Origin of the sequence: Achromobacter sp. B7 (assembly GCF_003600685.1) — a bacterium.
GTDB lineage: Bacteria > Pseudomonadota > Gammaproteobacteria > Burkholderiales > Burkholderiaceae_B > Achromobacter > Achromobacter spanius_B.
The window spans coordinates 3,195,050-3,219,692 of sequence record NZ_CP032084.1 but is presented as its reverse complement, the minus strand read 5'-3'; the positions used below and the strand labels follow the sequence as shown (position 1 = coordinate 3,219,692).

General features: G+C 65.6%; 22 protein-coding genes. 15 read left to right on the top strand and 7 right to left on the bottom strand.

Going from position 1 to position 24,643, the window contains the following annotated elements:
- Positions 1-31: 31 nt before the first annotated feature.
- From DVB37_RS14455 to DVB37_RS14445, 3 genes are all read right to left on the bottom strand, one after another.
- The gene (locus DVB37_RS14455; protein ID WP_223265047.1) at positions 32-2,794 is read right to left on the bottom strand and encodes a beta-eliminating lyase-related protein; all 2,763 of its coding nucleotides are present in this window, start codon (positions 2,792-2,794) and stop codon (positions 32-34) included.
- Positions 2,795-2,892: 98 nt separating this feature from the next.
- The gene (gene aspT / locus DVB37_RS14450; protein WP_046807913.1) at positions 2,893-4,581 is read right to left on the bottom strand and encodes an aspartate-alanine antiporter; all 1,689 of its coding nucleotides are present in this window, start codon (positions 4,579-4,581) and stop codon (positions 2,893-2,895) included.
- 235 nt (positions 4,582-4,816) lie between these two features.
- On the bottom strand, positions 4,817-5,386 hold the full coding sequence (locus DVB37_RS14445; RefSeq protein WP_046807940.1) for a hypothetical protein: 570 nt from the start codon (positions 5,384-5,386) through the stop codon (positions 4,817-4,819).
- Between the two features lie 330 nt (positions 5,387-5,716).
- Between DVB37_RS14445 and DVB37_RS14440 the strand changes: the two genes are divergently transcribed.
- Positions 5,717-6,556: a DUF4189 domain-containing protein gene (locus DVB37_RS14440; RefSeq protein WP_223265048.1), complete on the top strand. Its 840-nt coding sequence runs from the start codon at positions 5,717-5,719 to the stop codon at positions 6,554-6,556.
- Positions 6,557-6,578: 22 nt separating this feature from the next.
- Here DVB37_RS14440 and DVB37_RS14435 read toward each other — a convergent pair whose 3' ends face one another.
- From DVB37_RS14435 to DVB37_RS14425, 3 genes are all read right to left on the bottom strand, one after another.
- A complete protein-coding gene (locus DVB37_RS14435) occupies positions 6,579-7,580 on the bottom strand; it encodes a tripartite tricarboxylate transporter substrate binding protein (RefSeq protein ID WP_120155867.1) in 1,002 nt (333 codons plus the stop codon).
- 96 nt (positions 7,581-7,676) lie between these two features.
- Positions 7,677-8,732: a hydroxyacid dehydrogenase gene (locus tag DVB37_RS14430; protein WP_120155865.1), complete on the bottom strand. Its 1,056-nt coding sequence runs from the start codon at positions 8,730-8,732 to the stop codon at positions 7,677-7,679.
- Between the two features lie 142 nt (positions 8,733-8,874).
- Entirely contained in the window at positions 8,875-9,774 is a 900-nt protein-coding gene (locus DVB37_RS14425) for a LysR family transcriptional regulator (protein ID WP_120155863.1), read from the bottom strand.
- Between the two features lie 172 nt (positions 9,775-9,946).
- Here DVB37_RS14425 and DVB37_RS14420 point away from each other — a divergent pair, with 172 nt between their 5' ends.
- The 3 genes from DVB37_RS14420 to DVB37_RS14410 all read left to right on the top strand — a co-directional run bounded on the left by DVB37_RS14420 (position 9,947) and on the right by DVB37_RS14410 (position 12,841).
- A complete protein-coding gene (locus DVB37_RS14420; RefSeq protein WP_120155861.1) occupies positions 9,947-11,146 on the top strand; it encodes an alpha-hydroxy acid oxidase in 1,200 nt (399 codons plus the stop codon).
- 158 nt (positions 11,147-11,304) lie between these two features.
- On the top strand, positions 11,305-12,162 hold the full coding sequence (locus DVB37_RS14415; RefSeq protein WP_240433874.1) for a hypothetical protein: 858 nt from the start codon (positions 11,305-11,307) through the stop codon (positions 12,160-12,162).
- Position 12,163: 1 nt separating this feature from the next.
- Positions 12,164-12,841: a hypothetical protein gene (locus tag DVB37_RS14410; RefSeq protein WP_120155859.1), complete on the top strand. Its 678-nt coding sequence runs from the start codon at positions 12,164-12,166 to the stop codon at positions 12,839-12,841.
- Positions 12,842-12,855: 14 nt separating this feature from the next.
- On the opposite strand, the gene DVB37_RS14405 is transcribed toward DVB37_RS14410, so the two are convergent.
- Positions 12,856-13,782, bottom strand: a complete 927-nt coding sequence (locus DVB37_RS14405; RefSeq protein ID WP_120155857.1) for a LysR family transcriptional regulator — start codon at positions 13,780-13,782, stop codon at positions 12,856-12,858.
- A gap of 94 nt (positions 13,783-13,876) precedes the next feature.
- Between DVB37_RS14405 and pcp the strand changes: the two genes are divergently transcribed.
- The 11 genes from pcp (at position 13,877) to metC (ending at position 24,601) form a co-directional block, all read left to right on the top strand.
- Complete coding sequence (gene pcp, locus DVB37_RS14400) at positions 13,877-14,524, top strand: pyroglutamyl-peptidase I (protein ID WP_046807690.1); 648 nt, start codon at positions 13,877-13,879, stop codon at positions 14,522-14,524.
- A 15-nt stretch (positions 14,525-14,539) separates the two neighbouring features.
- Positions 14,540-15,442 (top strand): alpha/beta fold hydrolase, encoded by a 903-nt coding sequence (locus DVB37_RS14395; protein WP_120155855.1) that lies wholly within the window; start codon positions 14,540-14,542, stop codon positions 15,440-15,442.
- Positions 15,443-15,530: 88 nt separating this feature from the next.
- Positions 15,531-16,460, top strand: a complete 930-nt coding sequence (locus DVB37_RS14390) for a TauD/TfdA family dioxygenase (RefSeq protein ID WP_120155853.1) — start codon at positions 15,531-15,533, stop codon at positions 16,458-16,460.
- Entirely contained in the window at positions 16,457-17,476 is a 1,020-nt protein-coding gene (locus DVB37_RS14385; protein ID WP_104145828.1) for a tripartite tricarboxylate transporter substrate binding protein, read from the top strand. The genes DVB37_RS14390 and DVB37_RS14385 overlap by 4 nt, the downstream gene beginning before the upstream one ends.
- Positions 17,477-17,693: 217 nt before the next feature.
- A complete protein-coding gene (locus DVB37_RS14380) occupies positions 17,694-18,557 on the top strand; it encodes a transporter substrate-binding domain-containing protein (RefSeq protein ID WP_120155850.1) in 864 nt (287 codons plus the stop codon).
- 172 nt (positions 18,558-18,729) lie between these two features.
- On the top strand, positions 18,730-19,581 hold the full coding sequence (locus DVB37_RS14375) for a transporter substrate-binding domain-containing protein (protein WP_120157499.1): 852 nt from the start codon (positions 18,730-18,732) through the stop codon (positions 19,579-19,581).
- Between the two features lie 73 nt (positions 19,582-19,654).
- Positions 19,655-20,902 (top strand): aminotransferase class I/II-fold pyridoxal phosphate-dependent enzyme, encoded by a 1,248-nt coding sequence (locus tag DVB37_RS14370; RefSeq protein ID WP_120155848.1) that lies wholly within the window; start codon positions 19,655-19,657, stop codon positions 20,900-20,902.
- Positions 20,899-21,636 carry an amino acid ABC transporter permease gene (locus DVB37_RS14365; RefSeq protein ID WP_120155845.1) on the top strand — a complete coding sequence of 246 codons (738 nt, stop codon included), beginning with the start codon at positions 20,899-20,901 and terminating at the stop codon, positions 21,634-21,636. The genes DVB37_RS14370 and DVB37_RS14365 overlap by 4 nt, the downstream gene beginning before the upstream one ends.
- Positions 21,626-22,504 carry an amino acid ABC transporter permease gene (locus DVB37_RS14360; protein WP_120155843.1) on the top strand — a complete coding sequence of 293 codons (879 nt, stop codon included), beginning with the start codon at positions 21,626-21,628 and terminating at the stop codon, positions 22,502-22,504. Before DVB37_RS14365 ends, DVB37_RS14360 begins: the two co-directional genes overlap by 11 nt.
- Complete coding sequence (locus tag DVB37_RS14355) at positions 22,491-23,321, top strand: amino acid ABC transporter ATP-binding protein (RefSeq protein WP_120155841.1); 831 nt, start codon at positions 22,491-22,493, stop codon at positions 23,319-23,321. The genes DVB37_RS14360 and DVB37_RS14355 overlap by 14 nt, the downstream gene beginning before the upstream one ends.
- Before the next feature lie 65 nt (positions 23,322-23,386).
- Entirely contained in the window at positions 23,387-24,601 is a 1,215-nt protein-coding gene (gene metC, locus DVB37_RS14350; RefSeq protein ID WP_120155839.1) for a cystathionine beta-lyase, read from the top strand.
- The last annotated feature ends 42 nt before the right edge of the window (positions 24,602-24,643 follow it).

The following is a 24,643-nucleotide window of genomic DNA, read 5'->3' as shown; positions in this document are numbered from 1 at the left end:
GCGCCCGGTTGCGACTGCCGCGGTCACGGGCCTAACGCTGGCCCCCGCCGGTGCGCGGCTTGATGGCGGACAGGCGGATCAGTTTGATGCCCCGCGCCGCGTGATAGCCGTGGATCTCCTTCACATCCAGCTTGCGCATGAATTCGATGGTGTCTGAATCAATGACCTGGCCGGGCACCATGATGGGAAACCCGGGCGGATACGGGATGACGAAGTTCGCGGATACCAGCTCCGGGCCATTGGCCAGCCGGTCGTCCAGGGTGGGGCTGGTCAAGGGCAGGTACTCGCATTCCGCTTCGTCGTACGCAGCAAAAAACGCGGTGCGCATGTCGCCTTCCGCCGTGCTGCTGGCGGGATTATCGCGATAGCCATCGTGGAAGCGGCTGAAATTGGGCAAGCTGGGAACATCATGCATCAGCGCTTTGACCCTGGCGTCGAACTCCGGCCTGCCCGCACCGTTGTCGGCGCTGAGGCGGGCGTCGACGGCCTCTGAAATTTCAAGCAGCACCTTGATCAGCGCGGCGACATCACTGCGGGTGTTGTTGATATTGCTTTGCAGCAGCACGCTGTTGCGCGACGTCTTGTTCAATTGGATGTTGTATTTGGACGCCAGCAGATTCTTGAACGCCGTGCCATCGAACCCCGCCGTGCCGCACACCAGCGTGAGCCGGGTCGGGTCCAGGCAGAACTCGTCATCCTTCAGCGATTTCACGGCGGTCAGCCAGTTGGCCCCGGGTTGCAGGTAGTCGACAAAGCCGGATGCGCGGAATCCGTCCGGAATCATTTTGTCGGCGCCCAGCACGCTGAAGTATCGGGAAATCAGCGGGTGGCTCGCGACTTCGCGGCGGATGGCCAACGCGACTTCGATCGCGCGCATCACCAGTTCATAGCCTTCCAGCTCCATCTGGCGGCGGGCCACGTCCAGCGACGCAATGATCTGCGCATTCGGCGACGTCGAGGCATGGATGAACACGGCTTCGTGAAACGCGGAAATGTGATGTTCGTAGTCTTCGTCGCGAACCGCCACGATGGACCCTTGCCGCAGGCTGGACATCGATTTGTGTACCGAATCCGTTTCGTACACGCGTATCCGCATGGTTTCGGGGTTAGGCACCAGCTCACGCTCCAGCAGGCGCGAATCCTTCGGGTCCAGCTCGTCGCCCAACTCTCGCACCTGTGCCTGCCAGGCGGCCGTGGCGGCCGGGTCGTCGCGCCATTGTTGCAAGGCGGCCGCCGCGCCCATGGCCGTGCGCGGGCGCAGAAAGGGCGACCACCGGGCAAAGCCGAACCAGGCTTCGTCCCACAAAAAGATCAGGTCCGGCTTGATGGCCAGGCATTCGGCCATGACCCGGCGCGTGTTGTAGATGTGCCCGTCGAACGTGCAATTGGTCAGCGTCACCATGGCGACTTTGTCCAGCCGCCCTTCGGCCTTCAGGTCCAGCAAGGCCTGTTTGATGGTGCGTAGCGGCACCGCCCCATACATCGAATATTCCGTCATGGGAAAGGCTTCGACGTACAGCGGTTGCGCGCCGGACAGCACCATGCCGTAGTGGTGCGACTTGTGGCAGTTGCGGTCCACGATGACGATGTCGCCCGGCTTGGTCACCGCCTGATAAACCATCTTGTTGGAGGTCGACGTGCCGTTGGTCACGAAGTAGACGTGGTCGGCGCCCACGGCGCGCGCGAACTTCTCCTGCGCCACCTTGATGTTGCCCGTGGGCTCAAGCATGCTGTCCAACCCGCCGGTGGTCGCGGAGGTTTCGGCCAGGAACAGGTTCAGCCCGTAAAACTCGCCAAAGTCGCGGATCCAGTTGGATTTGATGATGGACTTGCCGCGCGCGATGGGCAGGGCGTGGAAGGTGCTGATGGGGCGGTTCGCATAGCGTTTCAGGTTGTCGAAATGCGGGGTGGCCTGGCGGTCTCGCACGCCTTCCAGAATGTTCAGGTGCACTTCCATGGGCTCTTCGGCCTCATAGAACACCCGGCGTATGCAGTCGGCGGCCGGGTCGCCGGCCAGTTGCTCGACCTTGCGATCCGTCAGCAGGTAGATATCCAGCTCGGGCCGGATGTTGGCGATGAAGCGGGCCAGCTTGACGCCCGCTTGCCGCGTGTCGTCCGGCTGCGTATCCAGATGCTGGTAGGCCGACAGAAAATCGCGCAGCAGCGGGGCCTCGTGGGTGGATGCAAAAGGCACGCCCTCGTAGATCACCACGGCTTCGATCTTGCCGTTCATGATCGTGGCAAGCAGGGCGTCTTCCACGCTGCCGACTAAAACGGGCTCATAGATCAAGCCATCGTCGGGTCGACGGAACTGACGGATCTCCTGGCAAATGGCTGCCGTGCGCGATGCCGACATCGGCGTGACGAACAGGGTTTCGAAATAGGGTTGACGCCCGCCGTTCTCGCCCAAGCCCGCGGGCAGGCGGTCGGGCGCGTCGTACGAGGCGTCCTCGGCCACGTTCCATTCGCCGGCGTCGTAGCGGTAGCTGCCCGACAGCATCGCATTGCTCATGCGCAGTATGAGGCGCGCCGCGCCCATGGCGTCGCCCTCGGCCAGGCGCTCGTCCAGTGCACGCAGCAGCTGCGCGCCGGGATAGGCAAAATAGGTTTCCATCGGGCGCAGCGCGGCCAGGGCCTCTTGCACGGCGGTGGCCGCGCTGCGCCCGTTGCCGCCACGCGCTTGCGCCGCCCAGGCCTGCGCCTTGGCGTTCATGTCGCGCCACCGATCCATGCGCGCGGCCGAATTCGAAAACAGATGGTCCAGATCGCTGCCGTTGGTTTGACGGTTCATCATGGTGTACCCCTGGCGTTGCAAGGCGCAAAGCGCCCCGCAAATACGGAGAAAACGAAAGAAGACGGAGATAGAGGCGGGCGTCTGGATGGGCGGCTTTCTCAGGAAAGCAGCATGATCACGATCATTCCCCAGATGGTCAGCAAGGTGTTGCCGACCGCGTAGGTGACCGTATAGCCCAGCCCCGGGACTTGGCTTTTGGCGGCTTCGCACACCATGCCGAGCGCGGCGGTGGTGGTGCGCGCGCCGGCGCAGATGCCCAGGATCAGCGCCGGATGAAAGCGAAACACAAATTTGGCCAACAACATGCCGACGACCAGCGGTACGGCCGTGGCGAAAATGCCCCACAGGAACAGGCTGATGCCCAGTTTCTGCAGGCCCGCCACAAAACCCGGCCCGGCGGATATGCCGACCACGGCAATAAACACGTTCAGCCCCACCGAATTCATGAACCACAGCGTGGGCTCGGGGATGCGTCCAAAGGTGGGATGAATGGCGCGAAACCAGCCGAACACAATGCCCGCGATCAACGCGCCACCCGCCGTGGACAGCGTCAGCGGGATGCCGCCCACATTGATCACGATCGCGCCGATCAGCGCGCCGGCGGTAATGGCCAGCGATACGAACGCCACATCGGTCACTGTTGTGGGCCGATCCACATAGCCCAATTCTTTCGCGGTGATATTGATGTCTTGCGTGCGCCCGACCACGGTAATGACGTCGCCCCGGTAGAGCTGCGTTTTGGGCAACACGGGAATTTGCGTTTCGGTGGGGCCGCGCCGGATCTTTTTAAGAAACACGCCGCGCGCGCCCGGCCACCGGGCCAATTCCTCCAGCCGTTTGCCGTCCACCTTTTTGTTCGAGACGTAAATATCCACGCCTTCGGTCTTGATGTTGAGCAGCTCGGGGTCTTCGACTTCGCGCCCGCTGGGCCCCAGCCGCAGAATCATCTGATCGCGCTTGCCGCCGATGACCACCACGTCGCCCGCCTGGATAAGCGTGGCCTGGTCCACTTCCATGATGTCGCCGTCACGCCGTATGCGTTCGATGAACGCGCGCACGCCTTCCCGGGTGCCGGCTTCAAGTTCGCCGACTGATTTGCCGATGAATGGGCTTTCGGGCGCCACGGAATAGGCCCGCATCTCGAATTCATGCCATTCGGTGGCGCCTTGCGCGGCCTCGCCCGCGCCCAGCATTTTTTCGTATTCCTTACAGGCCGCCACCAGATCGATGCCCAACAGCTTCGGGCCGATCTGCGCCAGGATGATGGCCGAGCCCACCGTGCCGAAAATGTAGGTCACCGCGTAGGCGATGGGCATGGCGTCCAGCAAGGCCTGGGTTTCTTCCGGCGACCGGCCCAGGCGGTTGATTGCGTCGGTGGCCAGCCCCATCGATGCCGAGATGGTTTGCGAGCCGGCCAGCAAGCCGGCCGCCGAGCCCAGGTCATACCCGGCAATGATCGCGGCGACGGCCGCGGCGCCTAGGGAAAGCAGCGCCATGACCACGGCAAAGATCGCCTGCGGCAGCCCGTCCTTGGCGATCCCCCGCACAAACTGCGGGCCAACCCCGTAGCCGACCGCGAACAGGAACATCAGGAAGAACACGGATTTGACGTTGGGCGAGATCTTCACACCCAGGATGCCGATGACGATGGCGACAAGCAAGGTCGCGGTCACTGCCCCAAGGCTGAATCCCTTGAAGCTCTTTCCCCCGATCCAGTAACCGATACCCAGTGCCAGGAAAATGGCGATTTCCGGATAAGCCTTAAGCGTAGAAACGAACCAGTCCATGGTCTTCTCCTCGAAGGGGCCACTCGATGATCTTGCTTCGTACAAACGCGGGCATACTGGCCCGCTGCGCTGCAACGGACGCGGCGGCGGGCACATCGGGCCAATCTAATCGGGGGAAAAAACAGGCGCCATACTCAAATTTGGGTATGGCGCGGGCGGGGCAGCGGGGGGGCGTTGTTGCGGGGCGGTCGGCGCGGGCGGCCGGGCGTCGCGAGGCGCGTGCGACGCTTGTGGGTTACTTCACCACGTAGTTGTTGGCTTCGGCTTCACCCGACCATTTGCGCAACGCCGCGATGAATTCCGGGCACACGTTGCCGTCCACGCTGGTGCTGGTAATGATGCTGTTTTCCATGCGCATCAGCACAGTGCATTCATACACGCGGGTGCGGTTTTGATAGTGGCCGGTGCTGTTGGTTTGAAAAACAGGCGTGGCCGCGGAGGTGTTGGTGGCCGGGATCATCCCTACTACTTGCTGGCTGGTCCCCGTGGTGACCCACTCCGTGTAGGGCGCGGCCTGGTAGTCGGACCATTCCAGTTCCATCGTGTTGCCTACAGCGCGCTTTTTAGACGGCTCGCCCAGGGCAGCGATGGCGTCATTGATGGACCGGCCCTCCATGTTCTTGGCCACGTTCACGCTGGGCGAGAACGACAGGCCCGACTTGAACACATTGCCCAGGGACGGCAAGCCCGAGCTACCGCCGTCAGGCATGGGCGCGCAGCCCGACAAGCCCAGGGCGGCGGCAATCAGGGTGGCCGGCAACAGCAGCGTTTTGCGGCGGGTCGAACAATGCAAGGGCGACGTCATGGTGGGCGGTCGGTGTTCCGTGGCAAAGGGTCCGGTCGGCCTGTGATGCCGGCGGGGAGTCGGGGGATAACGCAGTCTGATTGTTTCTCTTCGTGACAGGCGGCCGGTTGATGCGGGCAGGGCATCAAGCCGACGACGCCGTGCCAAGCATCGATACACGTAAGAAAAGTCCGACATTTTTACCGGAAAACGGGGCCAGCAATCTCATCACGGTATGTGAAATTTGTTACTCAATATGCCTGGAAGGCGGCAAATCAGGGGGACGGAGCCCGCGCGCTTCTTGCTAACATCGTCCCCGCTTCGCTTCCGCATTCCTCTCTTTCATTGACCATGACGATGATGCCTGCCCGCTTTCACCCCCTGATCCGCGCTGCATTCGCCGCTATCGCCTTGCTGGCCGGTTTGGCTGCAAGCCCCGCGTACGCCGACAAGCAGTTTGGCGGCGTCGCCACCGATGGCAATCACGACAAAACGTACTGGACCCTGCCCGAGGCGTCGCAAAAAGACGCCGAGGCCTCGTCGCTGGCCGAGTGCCGGCGCCAGGGCGGCAAGGACTGCAAGAAGCTGAACTGGTTTTCGGACAGCTGCCTGGCCTATGCGCGCAACTCGCGCCAGGACCTGTTTCCGGGCAACAGCGTGTCGTCCGAACTGGCCGCCAAGAAAGCCATGCGCCGCTGCACGGCAGGCAGCCCCGACGGCAAGTGCCGCCTGGTGTCGCTGCCGTATTGCGTGGGCCCCGGCTACAGCGCCGCCGACCTGCAAGGCGCCAAGCGCGCCAAGCCCGCCGATGTGGAAGCGTTGTCGGCCAAGGTCAATGACCGCCAATACTGGGGCGCCGTGGCCGAAGGCGCCGACGGCGGCCTGGTCTATTCGGACGGCTACCCGAAAGAAGACGACGCGGTCTCGACGCTGCTCAAGTGGGAAGAATGCAAGGACTGCCGCAAGGTGCTGACCTATAAGGACACCTGCGTCGGCATGGCTTGGGTGAAGGGCAGCGAAGGGCGCGGCACGCGCTTCACGGCGCTGAACCCCGACCCCGTTGCCGCGCGCGAGCAAGCGCGCAAGGAGTGCTCGGCCAAGACGGGCGCGCCGGCCTGCGTGGCAATGCTGCGCTGCTCGGGACGCGCCTACATCGACGGCTACCCGGGCGAAGACGTGAAGCCGAAGTAAGCAGCCGGCCCGAAGCAAGATATTACTTATCCAGCCACGGCGCTTCCTTCCACAGCTTCTGGAATTCCGCCTCGCCGTTCGTCAATTCGCCGGCATAGTCGGCGGGCGGCAGGTAGCGCAAGGGGGCGAACATTTCTTTCGCCTTGGCCTGGAACGCCGGATCATCGACCGTGCGCTTGACGGCGTCCGTCAGCTTCTCGCGCACCTCGGGCGGCAAGCCCTTCGGCGCCGCCAGGCCGCGCAGCGACGCCAGTTCAAAGTCATAGCCCTGTTCCTTGAAAGTCGGCACGTCGGGCAGCGCGGCGGATCGCGTCTTGCCCATCTGCCCCAGGAACCGCAGCGGCGTGCCGCCTTTCTGGTACTGCAAGGCCTCGCCCACGTTGATGGCGCCGATCGTGATTTCGCCACTGGCCAACGCGCCACGCACTTCGCCCGCGCCCTTGTACGGAATGTGGCTTAGCTTCGTGCCCGACGCTCGCTCAAAGCGCAGCATGGCCAGGTGGTCGTCGGACCCCGTGCCCGTCGTGCCCACGGTGACCTTGCCCGGGTTTTTCTTGGCGTAGGCCAACAGGTCCGCCAACGTTTTCAGCTCGTTATCGTTGCGCACGGTAAAGGCGCCCGGGTCATCGATCAAATTGCCCAACAGGTCATAGCTTTGCCACGTGAAGCTGGACTTGCGTTCGATGGGGATGGTCAGCAGGTTCGGCGTGTTGATAAAGCCGATGGTGTAGCCGTCCGGTTGCGCGCGGGCCAGTTCGGTAAAGCCGATGGCGCCGCCCGCGCCGGGGCGGTTCAGCACCACGATGCGCGCATCGTTGCCCAGGTACTTTTGAAGGAACGGCGCCATCATGCGCGCCACCAGGTCCGTGCCGCCGCCGGGGCCGTACGACACGATCAGATTGATGGGGTGTTCGGGGTAGCCGGCCGCTTGGGCGCCGGCCGAGTACAAGGTGGCGCCGGACAGCAGGGCGATGGACGCCGCCAGCGCGCGCAAGGTGCGGCGCTTGTTGTGGGGATATTGCATGGTGTCTCCTCTTGGGGTGGGTCGGCGGCTTGATGCCGCACTGTGTTTTTCAACGCCGCGCACGGTGTTTTTTCATATGCCGCGCACGGCGGGGTGCTACGACTGCAAGGCGGCAATCCGCGCGGCCGCTACCGGCCACACCTCGGGGTTGACCAGTTGCGGCGGACGCTCGCCGCGCAGCATGGCCGTCAATTGCTGCGCGGAAGACCGCGCCACATTGCGACGGGCCTCGTGCGTGACGCCCGCGGTATGAAAGGTGGCAACCACGTTCGGCAGCGCCAGCAGCGGCGCATCGCGCGGGGGCGGCTCTTGCTGCCAGACGTCCAGGCCCGCGCCGCGCAGGTGGCCGCCACGCAGCGCGTCGCACAGCGCGGCCTCGTCGTGGATGCCGCCACGCGCGGTGGATACGAACACTGCCTCCGGCTTCATGGCGGCGAAGGCGCGGGCATCGATCATGCCGCGCGTCGACGCGTCCAGCGGGCAGTGCAGCGACACGACGTCGGCCTGGGCCAGCAGGTCGGGCAAGGACACCGGTTCCGCGCCGCGTGCACGGATGGTGTCGGCGTCCAGCAGCGGATCATGCGCAATGACGCGCATGCCGAATCCTTGCGCAATGCGTGCCACCCGCGAGCCGATCTGGCCGATACCCACCAGCCCGATCACCGTGCCGTGAATTTCGTGGCCCATCAGATCCTCGCGTGAGAATCCGGTGTCGTGGCGCAGGCGTTGGTGCGATTCGACCACGCGGCGCTGCACGGCCAGCAGCAGCGCATAGGTATGCTCGGCCACCGAAGCGGCGTTGCCGCCCGCCTGGTTCACCACGGCAATGCCCGCTGCCGTGCAGGCGGGCACGTCCACGGTGTCGTAGCCGGCGCCGCCGGACGACACGCAAACCAGATCAGGGCATTGCGCAATCAGCTCCGCGTTGACGAACCACTGGCGCGGCAGTTCGTCCTTGGCAGCCGACACATGGTAGGCGTGGGCCGTGCGCAGGCTCGCCAGCGTGCGGGCGTCATCGCCGTGCGCGGGCAGCACCGATAAGGCTATGCCGGGTTCGGCGCCGACGATCTCGTCGAAGATCGGGTTCAGCCACAGGTCAAGGCGACACAGGCGTTTGGGGAAGTCTTGCGAGGGGGTACCGATATGCGGCATTGCACCTAGTCTCCGGTGGGCGGTCATCGTTTGAGGCGACTCTACGCGTGCGAACACCGGAGATAAAGCGAATAATTTTCTGATTCGTGCGCGACTTTTTCGAAACAGTGGTGTCGCGGTGTGGCTGTGCCACAGGGCCGCGCTACAGCATCCCGGCGGGCGCGCCGAAGTCCAGCGCGTCCTGCGCCAGCGCACGCAGGTTGGCCAGCATGGGCCGTGTGTCGTCGCGCCGCCATTGGAAGGTGTAGGGCAGGGGGCGTAGAGGCGGCAGGCCGGGCAGCGCGTACAGGTCGCCGCGTTGGATCATGATGCGCGCCCATGCCGTGGGCAGAAAGCCCAGGCCCAGCCCCTGCCGCAGCATCCCCGCGATGGCGCCCCAGCTGTTGCAGCACTGGGTGCGGCCGGGCGAGATGCCTTGCTCGGTCAGCCAGTCGTCCAGCATGCGGATCACGCCGGAGCTTTGCGGCTGCGTAATCAGCGTCAGCCCGGGCAGGTCGGCCACGGTCAGCGCGGTGGGGTCCGGCACCGCGCGCGGGGCGGCCACCCACTCGAACGACGCGCTGCCGATCAGGTGCGAGGCAATCGCCGCGCGCGAAGACGGCCCCGCGATCACGGCGAAATCCAGGTCGCCTTCTTCCAGGCCGCGTTCAACCAGTTCACCCACGCCCACATAGGGCTCGACCAGCAGGTTGGGATGTGCGCGCTGGATGTCGTCGATCAAGCGGGGCATCCACGTCATCGACGTCAGCTCGCCCGCGCCAAAGCGGCAGCGGCCGGAATAGGTCAGGTTGTTGCTGGCCTGCTGCATGAACTGGTCGGCGTTGCGTAGCAGGTCCTTGGCATGGGGAACCAGCTGTTCGCCCAAGGCCGTCAAGGTGGCGCTGCGCGCGCTGCGGCTGAACAGATCGGCGCCGATGGACGCTTCCAGTTCACCGATGCGCTTGGACAAAGACGACACCGAGATATTGAGCCGGTTGGCGGCGATTGCAAAGTTCTTGCAGGTGGCGGCCCAGTAAAAGGCTTCGAGTTGCTTGAGGGTCATGGCGGGGCTGGGGCAGGATCGGGTCGGCTTAAGGGCGAAGAAAAGTGTAATAAGCAATATCGATAAAGTCACTTTATTCAAACAAGCGCTGCGCCTATAGTCGTGCGCCATTGCCCAAACCACCGCGCGACGGCCGCTCCCGCAAGAGGCCCGCCGCCGCCAGGAGACCGCCATGCCCGACCCGTTGCGCCATCTGCTCTGCCTGCACGATTTCCAGGCAGCCGCAAAGAAGCGCCTGCCTGAACCGATCTATGCCTATGTGTCGGGCGCGGTGGAAGACGGGCAGTCCGAGCGCGGCAACCGGCAGGCCTTTGCGCACTACGGTTTCCGGCCCAAGGTGCTGGTGGACGTCTCGCAACGCTCCACACGCGCCACCGTGCTGGGCCGCGACTACGCCGCGCCCGTCGGTGTGGCGCCCATGGGCATCGCGGCCTTGTCCAGTTATCGCGGCGACATCGTGCTGGCGCGCGCCGCCGCTGCCGCCGACGTGCCCTGCATCATGAGCGGGTCGTCGCTGATCCGCTTGGAAGAAGTGATGCAGGCCGCGCCGGGCACCTGGTTCCAGGCATACCTGCCGGGCGATGACGCGCAGATCAGCGCCTTGGTCGACCGCGTTGCCGCCGCCGGCGTCACCACGCTGGTGCTGACCGTGGACACCCCCGTTGCCGCCAATCGCGAGAACAACGTACGCGCCGGCTTCTCCACGCCGTTGCGGCCCAGCGTGGGGTTGGCGTGGCAGGGGCTGACGCATCCGCGCTGGCTGTTCGGCACGTTTCTTCGCACGTTGTGGCGTCATGGCATGCCGCATTTTGAAAACAACTACGCCACGCGCGGCGCGCCGATTCTGTCGGCCAACGTGCTGCGCGATTTTTCAGATCGAGGCCATCTGAACTGGCGCCACGTGGCGGCCATCCGCCGCCGTTGGAAAGGGCAGATGGTCATCAAGGGCATCTTGCATCCCGACGACGCGGGCACCGCGAAGGCGCAGGGCATGGACGGCGTGATCGTGTCCAACCATGGCGGCCGTCAGCTGGATGGCAGCGTGTCGCCGCTGTTGGCGCTGCCCGCCGTGGTGGACGCCGCGGGCGGCATGGACGTGATGCTGGACAGCGGCGTGCGGCGCGGGTCCGACGTGCTCAAGGCCATCGCGCTGGGCGCGCGCTGCGTGTTCGTGGGGCGGCCGTTCAACTACGCGGCCACCGTGGCGGGGCAGCGGGGCGTGGCGCACGCCATCGATCTGATCGTGGAAGAAGTCAGGCGCAACATGGGCATGCTGGGCGTGGTGGCGTTGCGCGACGTGGTGCGCGACACGCTCGTGCGCTTGCCGCCGGGGCAAGACGGCGCGGGCGGCGACGGCGGGCAGGGCGGGTAGGGCGGCCGGTGCGGGCAGGGCGGTCAGTGCGGTCATTGCGGGCAGCGCCGCGACGGGGCCATGCGCACTTAGCCTAGAATGCCGGCACCCTGACTTTGCGCGGCTTCGTCCGCACTGCCGCTGTGTTCCGTTGTTCCTGCGTACTGGCGTGGCCTTGTTTGAAAATCTGGCGTCGCCGCGCGCTTGCCTGCTCTGTGGCGATGTCCGCCGTGATGGCCGCCATCGTGCCCGCCGTCGTGCAAGCGCAACCGGCCTCCAACGCCGACCATCTGAAAGCCGTTGAGCCCATCGGCGGCGATTTCGCGCTGCAAGGCTATCCAAAATCCCACCTGCGAACGATCCTGTATCGCGGCAAGATCTACCGGCCCTTGAACGCCTATGAGTTCGTGCACGTCAAGCCGCTGGGGCCCACCCAGGGCGGCCAGCCCATGCTGCTGGCGGTGTCCAACGACTTCATGGGCGTGGGCACGATCTTGATCGCGGTGCAAAACGGCACGCCGCTGGCGCGCGTGCTCAGTCCCACGGTGGACCTGCGCGACCCGGACATGGGCCTGGCGCAGCCCGGCCGGCAAGACGTGCTGCTTTTCACGGCGGGCGCGCGTGCGCTGGTGACCTCGACCGGGCAGGTGCTGTGGTTCGAGCACAAGCGCCCGAAGGAGTACATCCATTCGATCCCGTTGTTGGTGTCGGTGTCGCCGGACAACAGGCAGGGCGCGTTGCTGTTGGATAACCAGATCCGGCTGGCGCGCTTTGACGACGGTCCCTATGCCAGCGTGCCGTTCACCAAGGACCGGCAGGCCAAAGCGTTCGCCGGTCTGTGGGAAGAGAGTTCGCAAGCGGCCAAAAAGGCCTTGGACGCCGGCCAGCGCATCGACCAACGGCGGCTATACAACAACCTGAAAGCGGCATGGATCAATCAACATTTTGCATGGCGACAGGGCAAGGACGGCTGGCAGTTCACGGGGCTGGACCTGACGTCCGCGCCCCTGCCCGCACTGACCGCGCGGGAGCATTGACATGACGCACGTTGCAAAGCGATTGCTGCTGCAAGGCGTGGGCCTGCTTGCGGTATTGCTGTTGGCGGGATGCGCGGGCAGTGCCGCCCTCTACGAAGAGCATGTGCGCACCGAAGACGCCAACCCCAAGGATGTCGTCCTGACGCTGGACGTGACGTTCGCGCGCGCGCCCGATTTCGACCCGAAGCAAGATACCCGGGCAGGGCCGCCGCCGCACGTGGAATATTCCGGCGGCCCCAGCCTGGACGTGCCGTTCTATCAAAAGGGCATAGGCTTTGACCTGGGCGTGGTGGGCGACCCGCGCGCCTTGCTGGCCTTGCCGTATCCGTCGCCCGCCACGCGCACCACGTCGGCCAAATTAAAGATCTTCGGCGAACGGCGTAATGCCACGCTGTACCGCTTTGTCGTGCTGCCCCGCGCCGGCTGGAACAGCTACAACAGCTTCCAGGTGTCTTTCGCCATCAATGGCCGCCAAGAGGGCATGACGTTTGCCTACAGCGCCAAGGCGGTGTGCGACAACGCGTTCGACGTGACCACGCCCACCTATGGTTTCGGCATGTCGGTGTCCGCCAGATTGCCCGACGGCAAACCCGCTTGCCTGATGGCCTGCGACGCGCGGCCCGGCTACCTGGGCTATTGCGCGTTCGGCGCCGACGTGGAATCCATGTTGGTCCGTTGATGCGGGCCGGGCGGTCAGCCGCCCATGTCTTTCACCGCCCGTTCGATCAACCCTTGCAGCCAGGCCAGCGCCGCGTCCGTCGGCGCGCGCCGGCTGCTGATCATGTCGACGGCAAATGGGCCGGGGTCCACTTCCTGCGGCAAGGGCCGCAGGCTTAGGCTTTGCCCCGCCAGGCGCTGCGCCGCGCGGCGCGCCAATGTGGCGATCAAGTCCGTACCGGCCACGGCGTGGGGCAGGGCGACGATGTGTGCAAACGTGCATGCGACGCGGCGCTTGCGGCCCAGGCGTGCCAGGCCGGCGTCCACCACCCCGCGCGCGGAACCATCGTCGCTGGGCACGAACAGCGCGTGTGGCAAGGCGACGTAGCGTTCCAGGGTCAGCTTGCGGCCACGCAGGCCGGCATGCTGTTTATCGGCAATGCAGATGAAGGTTTCTTCGTATAGCCGCGTGGCGCGCATGCGCTTGGGCGGGCTCAGGTGCCCGCCGATGGCGATGTCGACGGTGCCGTTATCCAGTTGTTCGTAAATGGCGGCGCGGTCCAGGCGGGCGACGCGCAAGTCCACCGCGGGCGCTTCACGCCGCAGGCGCGCCACGATGTGCGGCACGAGCACCACGTCGGCATAGTCGCTGGCGGCCAGCGTAAAACGCCGCCCGTGCGCCGCACCCGGGTCAAACCCCACCCCTTGGGCCAGCGCGCGCCGGATCTGATCCAGCGCGCTGCTTACGGCGGGCATCAGCGCGATAGCGTGGTCCGTGGGCTGCATGCCGTCGGCGGTGCGCAGGAACAGTTCGTCGTTGAACAGGCGACGCAACCGGCCCAGCGCGCTGCTTACCGAAGGCTGTGCCCGGTGAATGCGCTGCCCGGCCAACGTCACGTTGCGGGTTTCGTACAGGGCTTCGAAAGCCACCAACAGGTTCAAGTCCACGGCAGATAGATTCATGCGGTCAATAGTACGTATAGCGGATATCGATTTCAACAATGGGTGCTGTCGCTTCTACCATGGTCTGCATGGACACAAAAAAAGGGAAGCAGGCATGGCAACCGTATTGATTACCGGCATTGAGCCGTTCGATGGCGAAACGCTTAACCCCTCGTGGGAGGCCGCGCGCCGCCTGGACGGGCAGACCGTGGCGGGCGCGCACTTGGTTGCGCGCCAACTGCCCTGCGTCATCGGCAAGGTGGTGGATCGCTTGCGCCAGGCAATCGATGACGTGCAGCCGGACGTGGTGATCTGCCTGGGGCAGGCGGGCGGTCGCGTGGACGTGTCGGTCGAGCGCGTGGCGATCAACGTGATCGATGCGCGCATCCCCGACAACGAGGGCCGCCAGCCCGTCGACGAGCCCATCGTGGCGGGCGGCCCGGCGGCCTATTTTTCCACCTTGCCCATCAAGGCCATCGTCCGCGACCTGCGCGCGGCCGGCATTCCCGCTTCGGTGTCGTCCACGGCGGGCACCTACAACTGCAACACCATCTTCTACGGCCTGGCGCATCTGATCGCCACGCAGCGGCCCGCGTTGCGCGGTGGCTTCGTGCACGTGCCTTACCTGCCCGAGATGGCCACGCGCCATCCCGGCGCGCCCAGCCTGGCGCTGGACGTGCTGGTGCAGGGGGTCAAGATCATGGTGGCCACGACGCTGGCGGTGTCGCAAGACATCAAGCTGGGCGCGGGCGCGCTGCACTAACCGACGGACATCAACATGAACACAACATTGGCAAACGCCGACACCTTTGCGCTGGACGGCACGCCGTTCCATCATCGCCGCGTGGTGGTGGACGGCTTGGGATACCACGTGGTGGAAGGGGGCACGGGGCCCGCGCTGATCTTGTTGGCGGGCTTTCCGCAAAGCTGGTACGCGTGGCGGCGCGTGATGCCGCTGCTGGCGCCGCACTTTCGCGTGTTCGCCGTAGACCTGCCTGGGCAGGGAGACTCCGACAAGCCGCTGGATGGCTACGATACGCGCACCGCCGGCGAACGCCTGCATGGCTTGTTCCACGCGATGGGCCTGACGCGCTATGCGCTGGCGGGGCACGATATCGGCGCGTGGATCGCGTACCCCTACGCCGCGCGCTATGCGCACGAGGTCGATCACGTGGTGCTGCTGGACGCGAACATTCCTGGCGTCACTCTGCCGCCCGCCATCGAGCTTGGCGCGGATAACTGGCGCAGCTGGCACTTCCTGTTCAACAGCGTTCCCGACTTGCCCGAAGCCTTGCTGGCCGGGCGCGAGCGCATCCTGATCGAATGGTTCTTCTCACGCAAGACGGCCAACAAGCCGGGCGTGTTCAGCCGTGCCGACATCGATGAATACGAACGCGTGTACCAGACCTTGGGGGGCTTGCGCGGCATGCTGGGCTACTACCGTGCTGAACCGGAAGACCGCGAGCAGAACCGCGCGCTGCGCGATACGCCGTTGACCGTGCCGGTGCTGGCGCTGGGCGGAGAACAGGGCAGCGCGCCCGGCCTGCACCGAGCGCTGCGGCCCCTGGCACGCGATCTTCAGGGCGGCGTGTTGGCCGATTGCGGCCACTATCTGCCCGAGGAACAACCGCGAGAATTGGCGCGGCGCATGTTGGCGTTCTTGACGGACAAGCGCGCCTAGCCGGGCTATTTTCACATTGCGTATCGGTATTTGTTGCGCGCCGGCGCCGCCCCTATCCTGAATTTTTGCAAACACACAGGGGCGGCAAATGAGCACACTGGAACACACGCGGCTGGACATCCGGCCGCTGTCGGTTTTTACGGGCGCCGAGATTCACGGCGTGGACCTGACGCAAGCGCTGACCGAAGACGAGGTCGAGCAGATCCGCGCGGCGCTGCTGCGCTGGAAGGTCGTTTTCTTTCGCGACCAACACATCGACCACGCCCAGCACCTGGCTTTTGCGCAGCGTTTTGGACGCCCGACGTCGGCGCATCCGTACGACGCGAATCCACCCGAAGGCTATCCCCAGATCCGCACGATTTCATCGCGGTCCACTACCGGGCGGCGCGGTGAACGCTGGCACACCGACGTAACGGGCGTGGTCAATCCGCCCGCCGGGTCCATCCTGCGCGCGGGCCGGCAAGTGCCTGCGTATGGCGGCGACACGATCTTCACCAATCTGGTGGCGGCTTACGAGCATTTATCGCCCGCGTTGCGCGCGCTGGCAGACGGCCTGTGGGCGCGCCACCAGTTTGGCGGCTACAACGGCGACTTCGACAACCAGACCGTCTATGCCCAACGGGTGCAGGCGAGCCCGCTGGTGTCCGAGCACCCGGTGGTGCGCGTGTTGCCCGAGACGGGCGAGCGCGCGCTGTTCGTGAACCCCGGCTTCACGCGGCGGATCAAGGACGTCAATGAAGAGGAAAGCCGCCATCTGCTGAACCTGTTCTTTGAAGAAATCACTCGGCCCGAATACACCGCGCGCTTCCGTTGGGAGCCCGGCAGCATTGCGTTCTGGGACAACCGTGCGACGGCCCACCAGGGGCCGGGTGACTTTGCTTATCTGGACACCGAGCGCGTGCTGTACCGCATCACGCTGGAGGGCGACGTGCCCGTGGGGGTGGACGGCCGGCATTCAACGGCGGTGCTGGGCAAGCCGTTCAGCGCGTTCGGCGCGGACTCGGGAGCCACGGCATGAGCAGCAAACGCAAATCCGCATGGCGCTTGGGGCTGGGTCTGGCGGCGGGCGTGGTGGTGGGCGCCGGCCTGTTGAGCAATTTTGCCGGGTCGGCGCCGGTGGCCTCGGAAGACGCCAACCGCTACCCGAACCGACCCGTCAAGATTGTGGTGCCGGTTGCGGCGGGCGGCAGCGCCGACAAGCTGGCGCGCACCCTGGCGCAAAAGCTGGGCGAGAAATGGCGCCAGAGCGTCGTCGTCGAAAACCAGCCGGGCGCCAGCAGCGCCATCGGCAACGCGGCCGTGGCGCATGCTCGCGGCGATGGCTACACGCTGCTATTGGCCGGCGACGCCTTGTCGCTCAATGCCTTGCAGGCCAGCGTGCCGTACGACCCGGTCAAGGACTTGCAGGGCGTGACCAAGGCCGTGGTGAACCCGCAGCTGCTGGTGGTTCGCCCCGGCCTGGGCGTGAAGACCTTTCAGGAGTTCGTGGCGCTGGTCAAGCAACGGCCCGGCGAGATTTCGCTGGCCTTGCCTGGCGGCACGGGCAGCTTGCAGCACCTGGCGGTGGAACTCTTGAACGAGCGCATGGGCGCGAAGACGAATCAAATCCCTTACCCAGGCGGCGGCCCGGCCACGCTGGACGTCTTGGGCGGGCACGTGGACGCGATGTTGATCACCTTGGCCGCCGCCACGGAAAACGTGCGCAGCGGCAAGCTGGTGGCGCTGGCCGTGACCACGCCGACGCGCTCTGGCGCGTTGCCCGACGTGCCCACCATGCAAGAGGCGGGGCTGCCCGACTACGCGGTGGAAAGCTGGCAGGGCTTGTCCGTGCCGGCATCCACGCCGCGCGCGGTGGTCGACCGGATCAACCGCGACGTCGTGGCGGTGCTGCGCGAGCCCGATACGGCGGCGTTGCTGGAAAACCTGGGCTTCACCATCGCCGCGACGGCGCCCGAAGCGGTGGACCAGACGGTGCGCGACGACATCGCAACTTACCGCCGCATCATCGCGTCGGCGGACGTGAAGCTGAAGTAGCGCGCAGCCGCGCCGCACGGACGCCGCCGCACGGACGCCGTCGCACGGATGCCGTCGCACGGATGCCGTCGCACGGATGCCGTCGCACGGACGCCGCCGCCCGGATGCCGTCCCCGCCCGGACCTTCCGCATATTGATATCTGAAAGTCTTCTTTGTCTTGCCGGCCTGGCGCCCGCAGCATGGACGCACGTTCACATCAACCGACAAGACAACAACATGACGATACGCAAAGCAGCCTCCCACCAGGCCGTCGGCATCGCCGGCGGCTACATCAGCCTCACCCTTACCCTGGCGCTGGCGCTTGCCGCCGGTGCGGCCCACGCCGACGCCACGCTGGACAAGATCAAGCAGCGCGGCACGGTCACCATCGGCGTGCTGGCCAACGGCGGCGTGTTCGGCTCGCTGGACCCGGCCACGCAGCAGCTGGTGGGCTGGAACCCCGAGCTGGCGCGTGAGCTTGCCAAGGGCCTGGGCGTGAAAGCCGAACTGGTGCAGGTGCAAACCGCGACCCGCACGCAATTCCTGATTTCGGGCAAGGTGGATCTGCTGATCGCCTCGATGGAGCTGAACCCGGAACGCGCCGAAATCCTGGGCTATGCGCCTACGCCGTTCTTTCGCGTGGGCGGCGCGGCGGCCACGCTGAAGACCAGCGGCATCGCCAAATGGGAAGACCTGCGCGGCAAGCCGGTGTGCGTGTCGCAAGGCAGCAGCTTCGCCAAGCCCTTGTCGTCGGACTATGGCGCGGTGGTCAAGGGCTACAAGAGCTCTTCCGATTCGCTGCTGGCGCTGCGCGGCGGCCAGTGCGTGGCGGCCGTCCACGACTCCACCTTGATCCATCCGCTGCTACGCAACAACCCGGAATGGGCCGACTACCACGCGCCCATCGCGACCGAGGTGCTGCCCGCCAATTCCGTGGTGTGGACGCGCAAGGGCGAAGCCGACACGATTGCCGCCGTCGACAAGGTGGTGCAGGACTGGCACCGCTCGGGTTGGCTGATTGCCACCGAAAAGCGGCTTGGCATCGAGCCCGCCCAACCCTTGTTGCAGGAACTGCACGCCAAAGCCAAGCAGGGCGGCTGAGCGCGCCTGAATACGGATCGGACATACGAAGATGAAGCATCTGGGCATGAGCAATTCGGGCAAGAACAACTGGGGCAAGAATAATTCGGACAACGCGGGTTCGGCGAAGTATCCCCGTGTTCGCACCAAGGGTGATGCCGGCAAACGCCCCGCGCTGCCGTCACGCGCCGCCATGGCGGTCGCGCTGGTCGCGGGCTTGGCGACCTTGGGCACGGCCGGCATTGCGCACGCCGACGCCACGCTGGACAAGATCAAGCAGCGCGGCAAGCTCGTGGTGGGGGTGGACGGCGCCAGCCCGCCGTTCGGCCTGCTGGACCCGGCCACCGGCAAGGTCGGCGGCTTTCAGACGGACCTGGGCGCGGACATCGCCAAGCGCCTGGGCGTCACACTAGAGACGGTGCCGGTCACCGCGTCCACGCGCGTGCAGTTCCTGCAAGCCGGCAAGGTGGATTTGCTGATCGCCAACATCCAATGGACCCAGGAACGCAGCGAAATCCTGAGCTACGCGCCCACGCCCTACAACCTGGTGGGCGGGGCGGCCATGGTGTCCAAGAAAAGCGGCATCAAGCGCTGGGAAGACCTGAAGGGCAAGGTGGCGTGCGTGTCGCAAGGCAGCAACTTCGCCAAGCCCTTGCAGGACACCTATGGCGCGGTGGTAAAGGGCCTGCGCAATATTCCGGAATCGTTGCTGGCGTTAAAGGGCGGCAGCTGCGACGCGTCGGTGCACATCCAACCGGCGCTTTATGAAACGCTGCACGGACCCAGCGCAGGGCAATGGAACGACTTTGAACTGGCGACGCAGGATCAATTGATTCCATCGCCCACGGTGATCTGGACGCGCCGCAACGAGGCCGACACGCGCGCCTTGGTGGACGGCGTGATCCGCGACTGGTTGACCACGGGCTTGCTGGTGCAAGCGGCCGAACGCTATGGCGTACCGGCCGATTACCTGAAGCAGGCCACCGCCCGGGCGCATGCCGGCCAATTCGACAGCGCGCCGCCCGAAGCCAACGCCAAGCCGTGACGCTCTGCCAGGACGGTAAGCAGTGCCCCCAACGCTTGACGCCTTCGGATCCTCCGACCGCAAAGGAAGTGACATGACCACGAACCTGTTCCCCGACGCCTTGTCGCGCCGCGCCCGCGGCGCCCAGCTGTCTCCCATTGCCGCCGCCGGCGCCCGCGCCGCGCGGTTGGCGGCCGAGGGCCGTTCCATCATCGTGCTGACCTCGGGTGAACCCGATTTCGACACGCCCGACGCCATCAAGCAGGCGGCTCGCGTCGCGATGGAACAGGGCCAGACCAAGTACACACCCACCGCGGGCACGGCGGCGTTGCGCCGCGCCGTGGCGCAAGGCTACCGCCAGCGAGACGACGTGGACGTGGACGCCTCCAACGTCATCGTTTCCAACGGCGGCAAGCAGGTGATCTACCTGGCGCTGAACGCCACGCTGGACGAGGGCGACGAGGTGATTGTGCCGGCCCCATACTGGCCCACGTTCCCGGACGCGGTGCGCATCAACGGCGGCCAGCCGGTGGTGGTGCCCACGCGCGCCGAACAGGGTTTCAAGCTGACGCCGCAGAGCTTGCGGCAAGCGATTACGCCGCGCACCAAATGGCTGGTCCTGAATTCTCCCGGCAACCCCTCGGGCGCGGTCTATACCGCTGACGAGCTGGCCGCGCTGGCCGCCGTGCTGCGCGACGCGCCGCATGTGCTGGTGCTGTGGGACGAGATGTACGAAGCGATCTGGTTCTTGCAGCCGCCCGTGTCCCTGCTGCGCGTGGCGCCTGATCTTGCCGGCCGCACGCTGGTGGTCAACGGCGTGTCCAAGGCGTATGCCATGACAGGCTGGCGCATTGGTTGGGGCACGGGGCCCACGCCGTTGATTCATGCACTGGAAGCCGTGCAGTCGCAGGTGTCGTCCGGCCCCAGCTCGTTGGGGCAGGCGGCGGCGCTGGCTGCGTTGCAAGGGGCGGCGGACGGCTTTGTGATAAATGCCAGGCACGCGTACGCCGCGCGTGCGCAGCGCGTGGTGGATGGCCTGGGTGCGGGGCCGGGCTTGCAGGTGCACGCGCCGCACGGCTCGTTCTTTGCATGGGTCGGCGTGGCGGGCCTGATTGGCGCGGTGCGGCCGGACGGGCGCCGCATCGAGCACGACGGTGACGTGGTCGACTGGCTGTTGGAGTCGGCGGGCGTGGCCGTCGTGCAGGGCAGCGCCTATGGCTTGTCGCCGTATTTGCGGCTGTCATTCGCGGCGTCCGACGCCGATATCAACGCGGCCATCGAACGTATCGGCCAGGCCGTCGCGACGTTGGCGCCGCAGGCATCGCTGGAGGCCGCCGCATGATGGAAAAGCTGTTGCAAGCGTGGGTTGATGTCTTCAAGCCGCTGGGCCTGAACTACAGCTTTGTGCAGGACCCGGGCGAGCTCTCGGCGTTCGGGCATGGCCTGTTGGTGACGCTGCAACTGTGCGCATGGACCATCCCCGTCAGCCTGTTGTTCGGCGTGCTGATCGCAGCGGGGCTGACCAGCGGCCGCCGATGGTTGGCGGCACCCTTGCAGGCCTTTGTTGAACTTACGCGCAACACCCCTACGCTGGTGCAGCTGTATTGCGCGTTCCTGGTGTTGAACATGCTGATCACGCAGAAGCTGGGCGGCGGCAATCCCATCACGCCGTTCGCCTGGGTGGTGATCGTGGTGGCGCTGCACAAGGGCGTGTTCCATGCGGAAGCGCTGCGCGCCGGCATCCAGACCGTGCCGTCGGTGACGATGGAGGCCGCGCGGTCGCTGGCGTTTACAAGGCGCCAGATCCTGACGCAGGTGCAACTGCCGCTGGCCGTGCGCTTTGCCTTGCCGGCGCTGGTCAACAACCTGGTGGACCTGGTGAAAATGACCGCCATCGCGTCGGCCATTGCGGTGGGTGACGTCACGTACGAATCGATCATGATCTGGTCGCATCGAGACAACGTGCTGGAACTGCTGCTGCTGATCCTGCTGTACTTCGGCTTGTTGACCTGGCTGGTCAGCGTGGCGGGCCGTCGCCTGGAAGACCGCCTGAGGATGCCCGGCTATGGCCAATGATCTTGCGTTCAAGGGCGCCGATGCCAAAGCGCCCGGCGTCGACGGACAGCAACGCCGCCGTCGGGCCACCGCCGGATTTTTGCCGGCGTTGTTGCCAGCATTGTTGCCCGCGTTGTTGCGCGACCCGTGGTTTTTGCTGTTGGTGGCCCTGGTCGCGCTGGGCTTGACCTGGGCCGTCACCGGCACCACGCCCGAAGCCGTGGCGGCGTTATGGCACTGGTCGCCCGCCTTGCTGCGTGGGCTGGCGATGAACATCCAGATCAGCCTGCTGGCGATGGCGCTGGGCACGCTGGTGGGGCTGGTGATCGGCGCGCTGTCGCTGTCGCCCTCATGGCTGTTGCGCAGGCTCACGCGCGCCTACGTCCTGCTGTTCCGTAACGCGCCGATTCTGGTGCTGGTGTATTTCACCACCTACGTGTTTCCGTTCGAACTGAACCTGGGCGGCTGGTATGTGCCGTTCCCCGATTGGATCAAGGTGGTGATCGGCCTGGGGCTGCCCGCCAGCGCCAATGTGGCCGAGATCTTCCGGGGCGCCATCCAGTCGATACCCAGCGCGCAGTGGGAAGCGGCGCAGTCGCTGGCGTTCAAGCGGACGCAGATTTTTCGCATGGTGGTATTGCCGCAGTGCGTGCGGCGCATGTTGCCGTCGTGGATGAACCTGATGGCCAGCATCACGATGAGCACCTCGCTGGCGTCCTTGGTAGGCGTGCACGACCTGGTGGATACCGCCACCGTCGCCAGCAACACGGTGGCGCGCAGCGACTTCACCATTCTTGTCTATTTCACGCTATTGGCGCTGTTTTTCGCCTATTGCTATCCCATCGCGCGTTGGACGCGGTACCTGGAACGACGCCATGAACATCATTGAACTGAATCCGCTGGTCAGCCTGCGCGACGTGCACCTGGCGTTTGGCGATACCGAAGTGCTGCGCGGCATCGACCTTGAAGTCAAGCAAGGGCAGGCGGTGTCGATCATCGGCCCGTCTGGGTCGGGCAAGTCCACCATCCTGCGTTGCATCACCGGCCTGTTGCGTGCGCAACGCGGCGCGATCCAGGTGGGTGGCGTGCGCGTGGACGGGCTGAAAACAGAATCCGACTTCATCGCCTTGAGAAAGCGCGTGGGCTTCGTGTTCCAGCAATACAACCTGTTCCCGCACCTTAGCGTGCTGGAAAACCTGGTGATCTCACCCGTGAAGGTGGCCGGGCTGCCGCGCGTGCAGGCCGAGGCCCGCGCGCGTGAACTGCTGGCCAAGGTGCGCATGGAACACAAGGAAGGCGCGTATCCCGGCGAACTCTCGGGCGGCCAGCAACAGCGGGTGGCCATCGCGCGCGCGCTGGCGCTGCAACCTGAGTTGATTTTGTTCGACGAGGTGACCTCGGCGCTGGACCCCGAAATGGTCGGCGAAGTGCTGACCGTGATTCGCGATCTGGTCCAGGACGGCATGACCTGCGTGCTGGTCACCCATGAAATGCGCTTTGCGCAAGAGGTGAGCGACACCGTGTACTTCACCGAAGCGGGCCGCATCGTGGAATCCGGCCCGCCGTCGCGCCTCTTCGGCGCGCCTGACAGCGACCGTACCCGCGCCTTCTTGCAGCGTTCGCTGGGCGCCTCGCCCGCCCGCCGGTCCACGTCGGATCCGATCGCGAACGCGCTGTCTTTCGACCCGCTGCGCCTGGCGGTGTAACCCACAAGGAATCTGATCATGACTTTCCCATCCGCCATGTTGGCAGGCCACCGAGAGGTGCGCGCATGAGCCTGGATCACGCCCACGTCCAAACCCGGCTGGTACACGCCGGCTCCCCCGCATTGACGCAGGGAGCGGGCCCGGTCAACGTGCCGGTCGTGCGCACCAGCACCGTGCGTTTTGCCGACACCGCCACGCAGGCCGCGCTTAACCAGCAACGCGCGGCGGGTGACCGCGTTGCCACCTACGGGCGCCACGGCCTGGACACGCACCAGGCGCTGGAAGAGGCGGTGGCCTTGCTGGAAGGCGGCTATCGAACGGTGCTGGCGCCGTCCGGCCTGGCCGCGATCACGTTGGTGCTGCTGGCGACGCTTGCGCCGGGCGATCACGCGCTGGTGGCCGATAGCGTGTATTCGCCGGTGCGCAAGGTCGACAAGTCCTTGCTTGCGCGCTATGGCATCGAAGTGGAATATTTTTCACCGGGGCAAGATGCGCTGGAACCGTTGATCCGGCCCAGCACGCGGCTGTTGTATCTGGAGTCGCCCAGCTCGCTGCTGTTCGAGGTGCTGGACTTGCCCGCGCTGGCGGCCACCGCGCGCCGTCATGGCCTGTGGGTGGCGGCCGACAACACCTGGAGCGGCGGCCTGTACTACCAGCCGTTGGCGCTGGGCGCGCACATCTCCATCCAGGCCGCCACCAAATACCTGGCCGGCCATTCGGATGTGATGATGGGCGTGGTCACCGTGGACAGCGCCGAACTGGCGCAACGGATTGGCGCGACTTACGACGCGCTGGGCTTGTCGGTGGGCGCGGACGACGCCTATCTGACGCTGCGTGGGCTGCGCACGCTGGACGTGCGCCTGGCGCGCCATCAAGTCAACGCGCTGGCCGTGGCGCAATACCTGGCCACGCACCCGGACGTGTCGCGCGTGTTTCATCCGGCCTTGCCCGAAGACCCTGGCCACGCGTTGTGGCGGCGAGACTTCAGCGGTGCAAGCGGCTTGGTGTCTTTTGCCTTCGATCACCCGGACCCGACGGCGGCATCGCGCTTCATCGACGCGTTGCAGTACTTTTCGATCGGCGCGTCCTGGGGCGGTTATGAAAGCCTGGCGCTGGAAGCCGCGCCGCAACGGCTGGCGGAACACAGCCTGTGGAAGCAGGTCCCTGGGCAGCAGTCCGTGGTGCGGCTGCACATCGGTCTGGAGAATCCGCAAGATTTGATCGGCGACCTGGAACGTGCGTTCAGCAGCACGCGCGAGGCGTTGCGACGCAGCGCCTGAGGCGGGCTGCAAACATCAGCGCAACGATAAAAAAACAGCTGC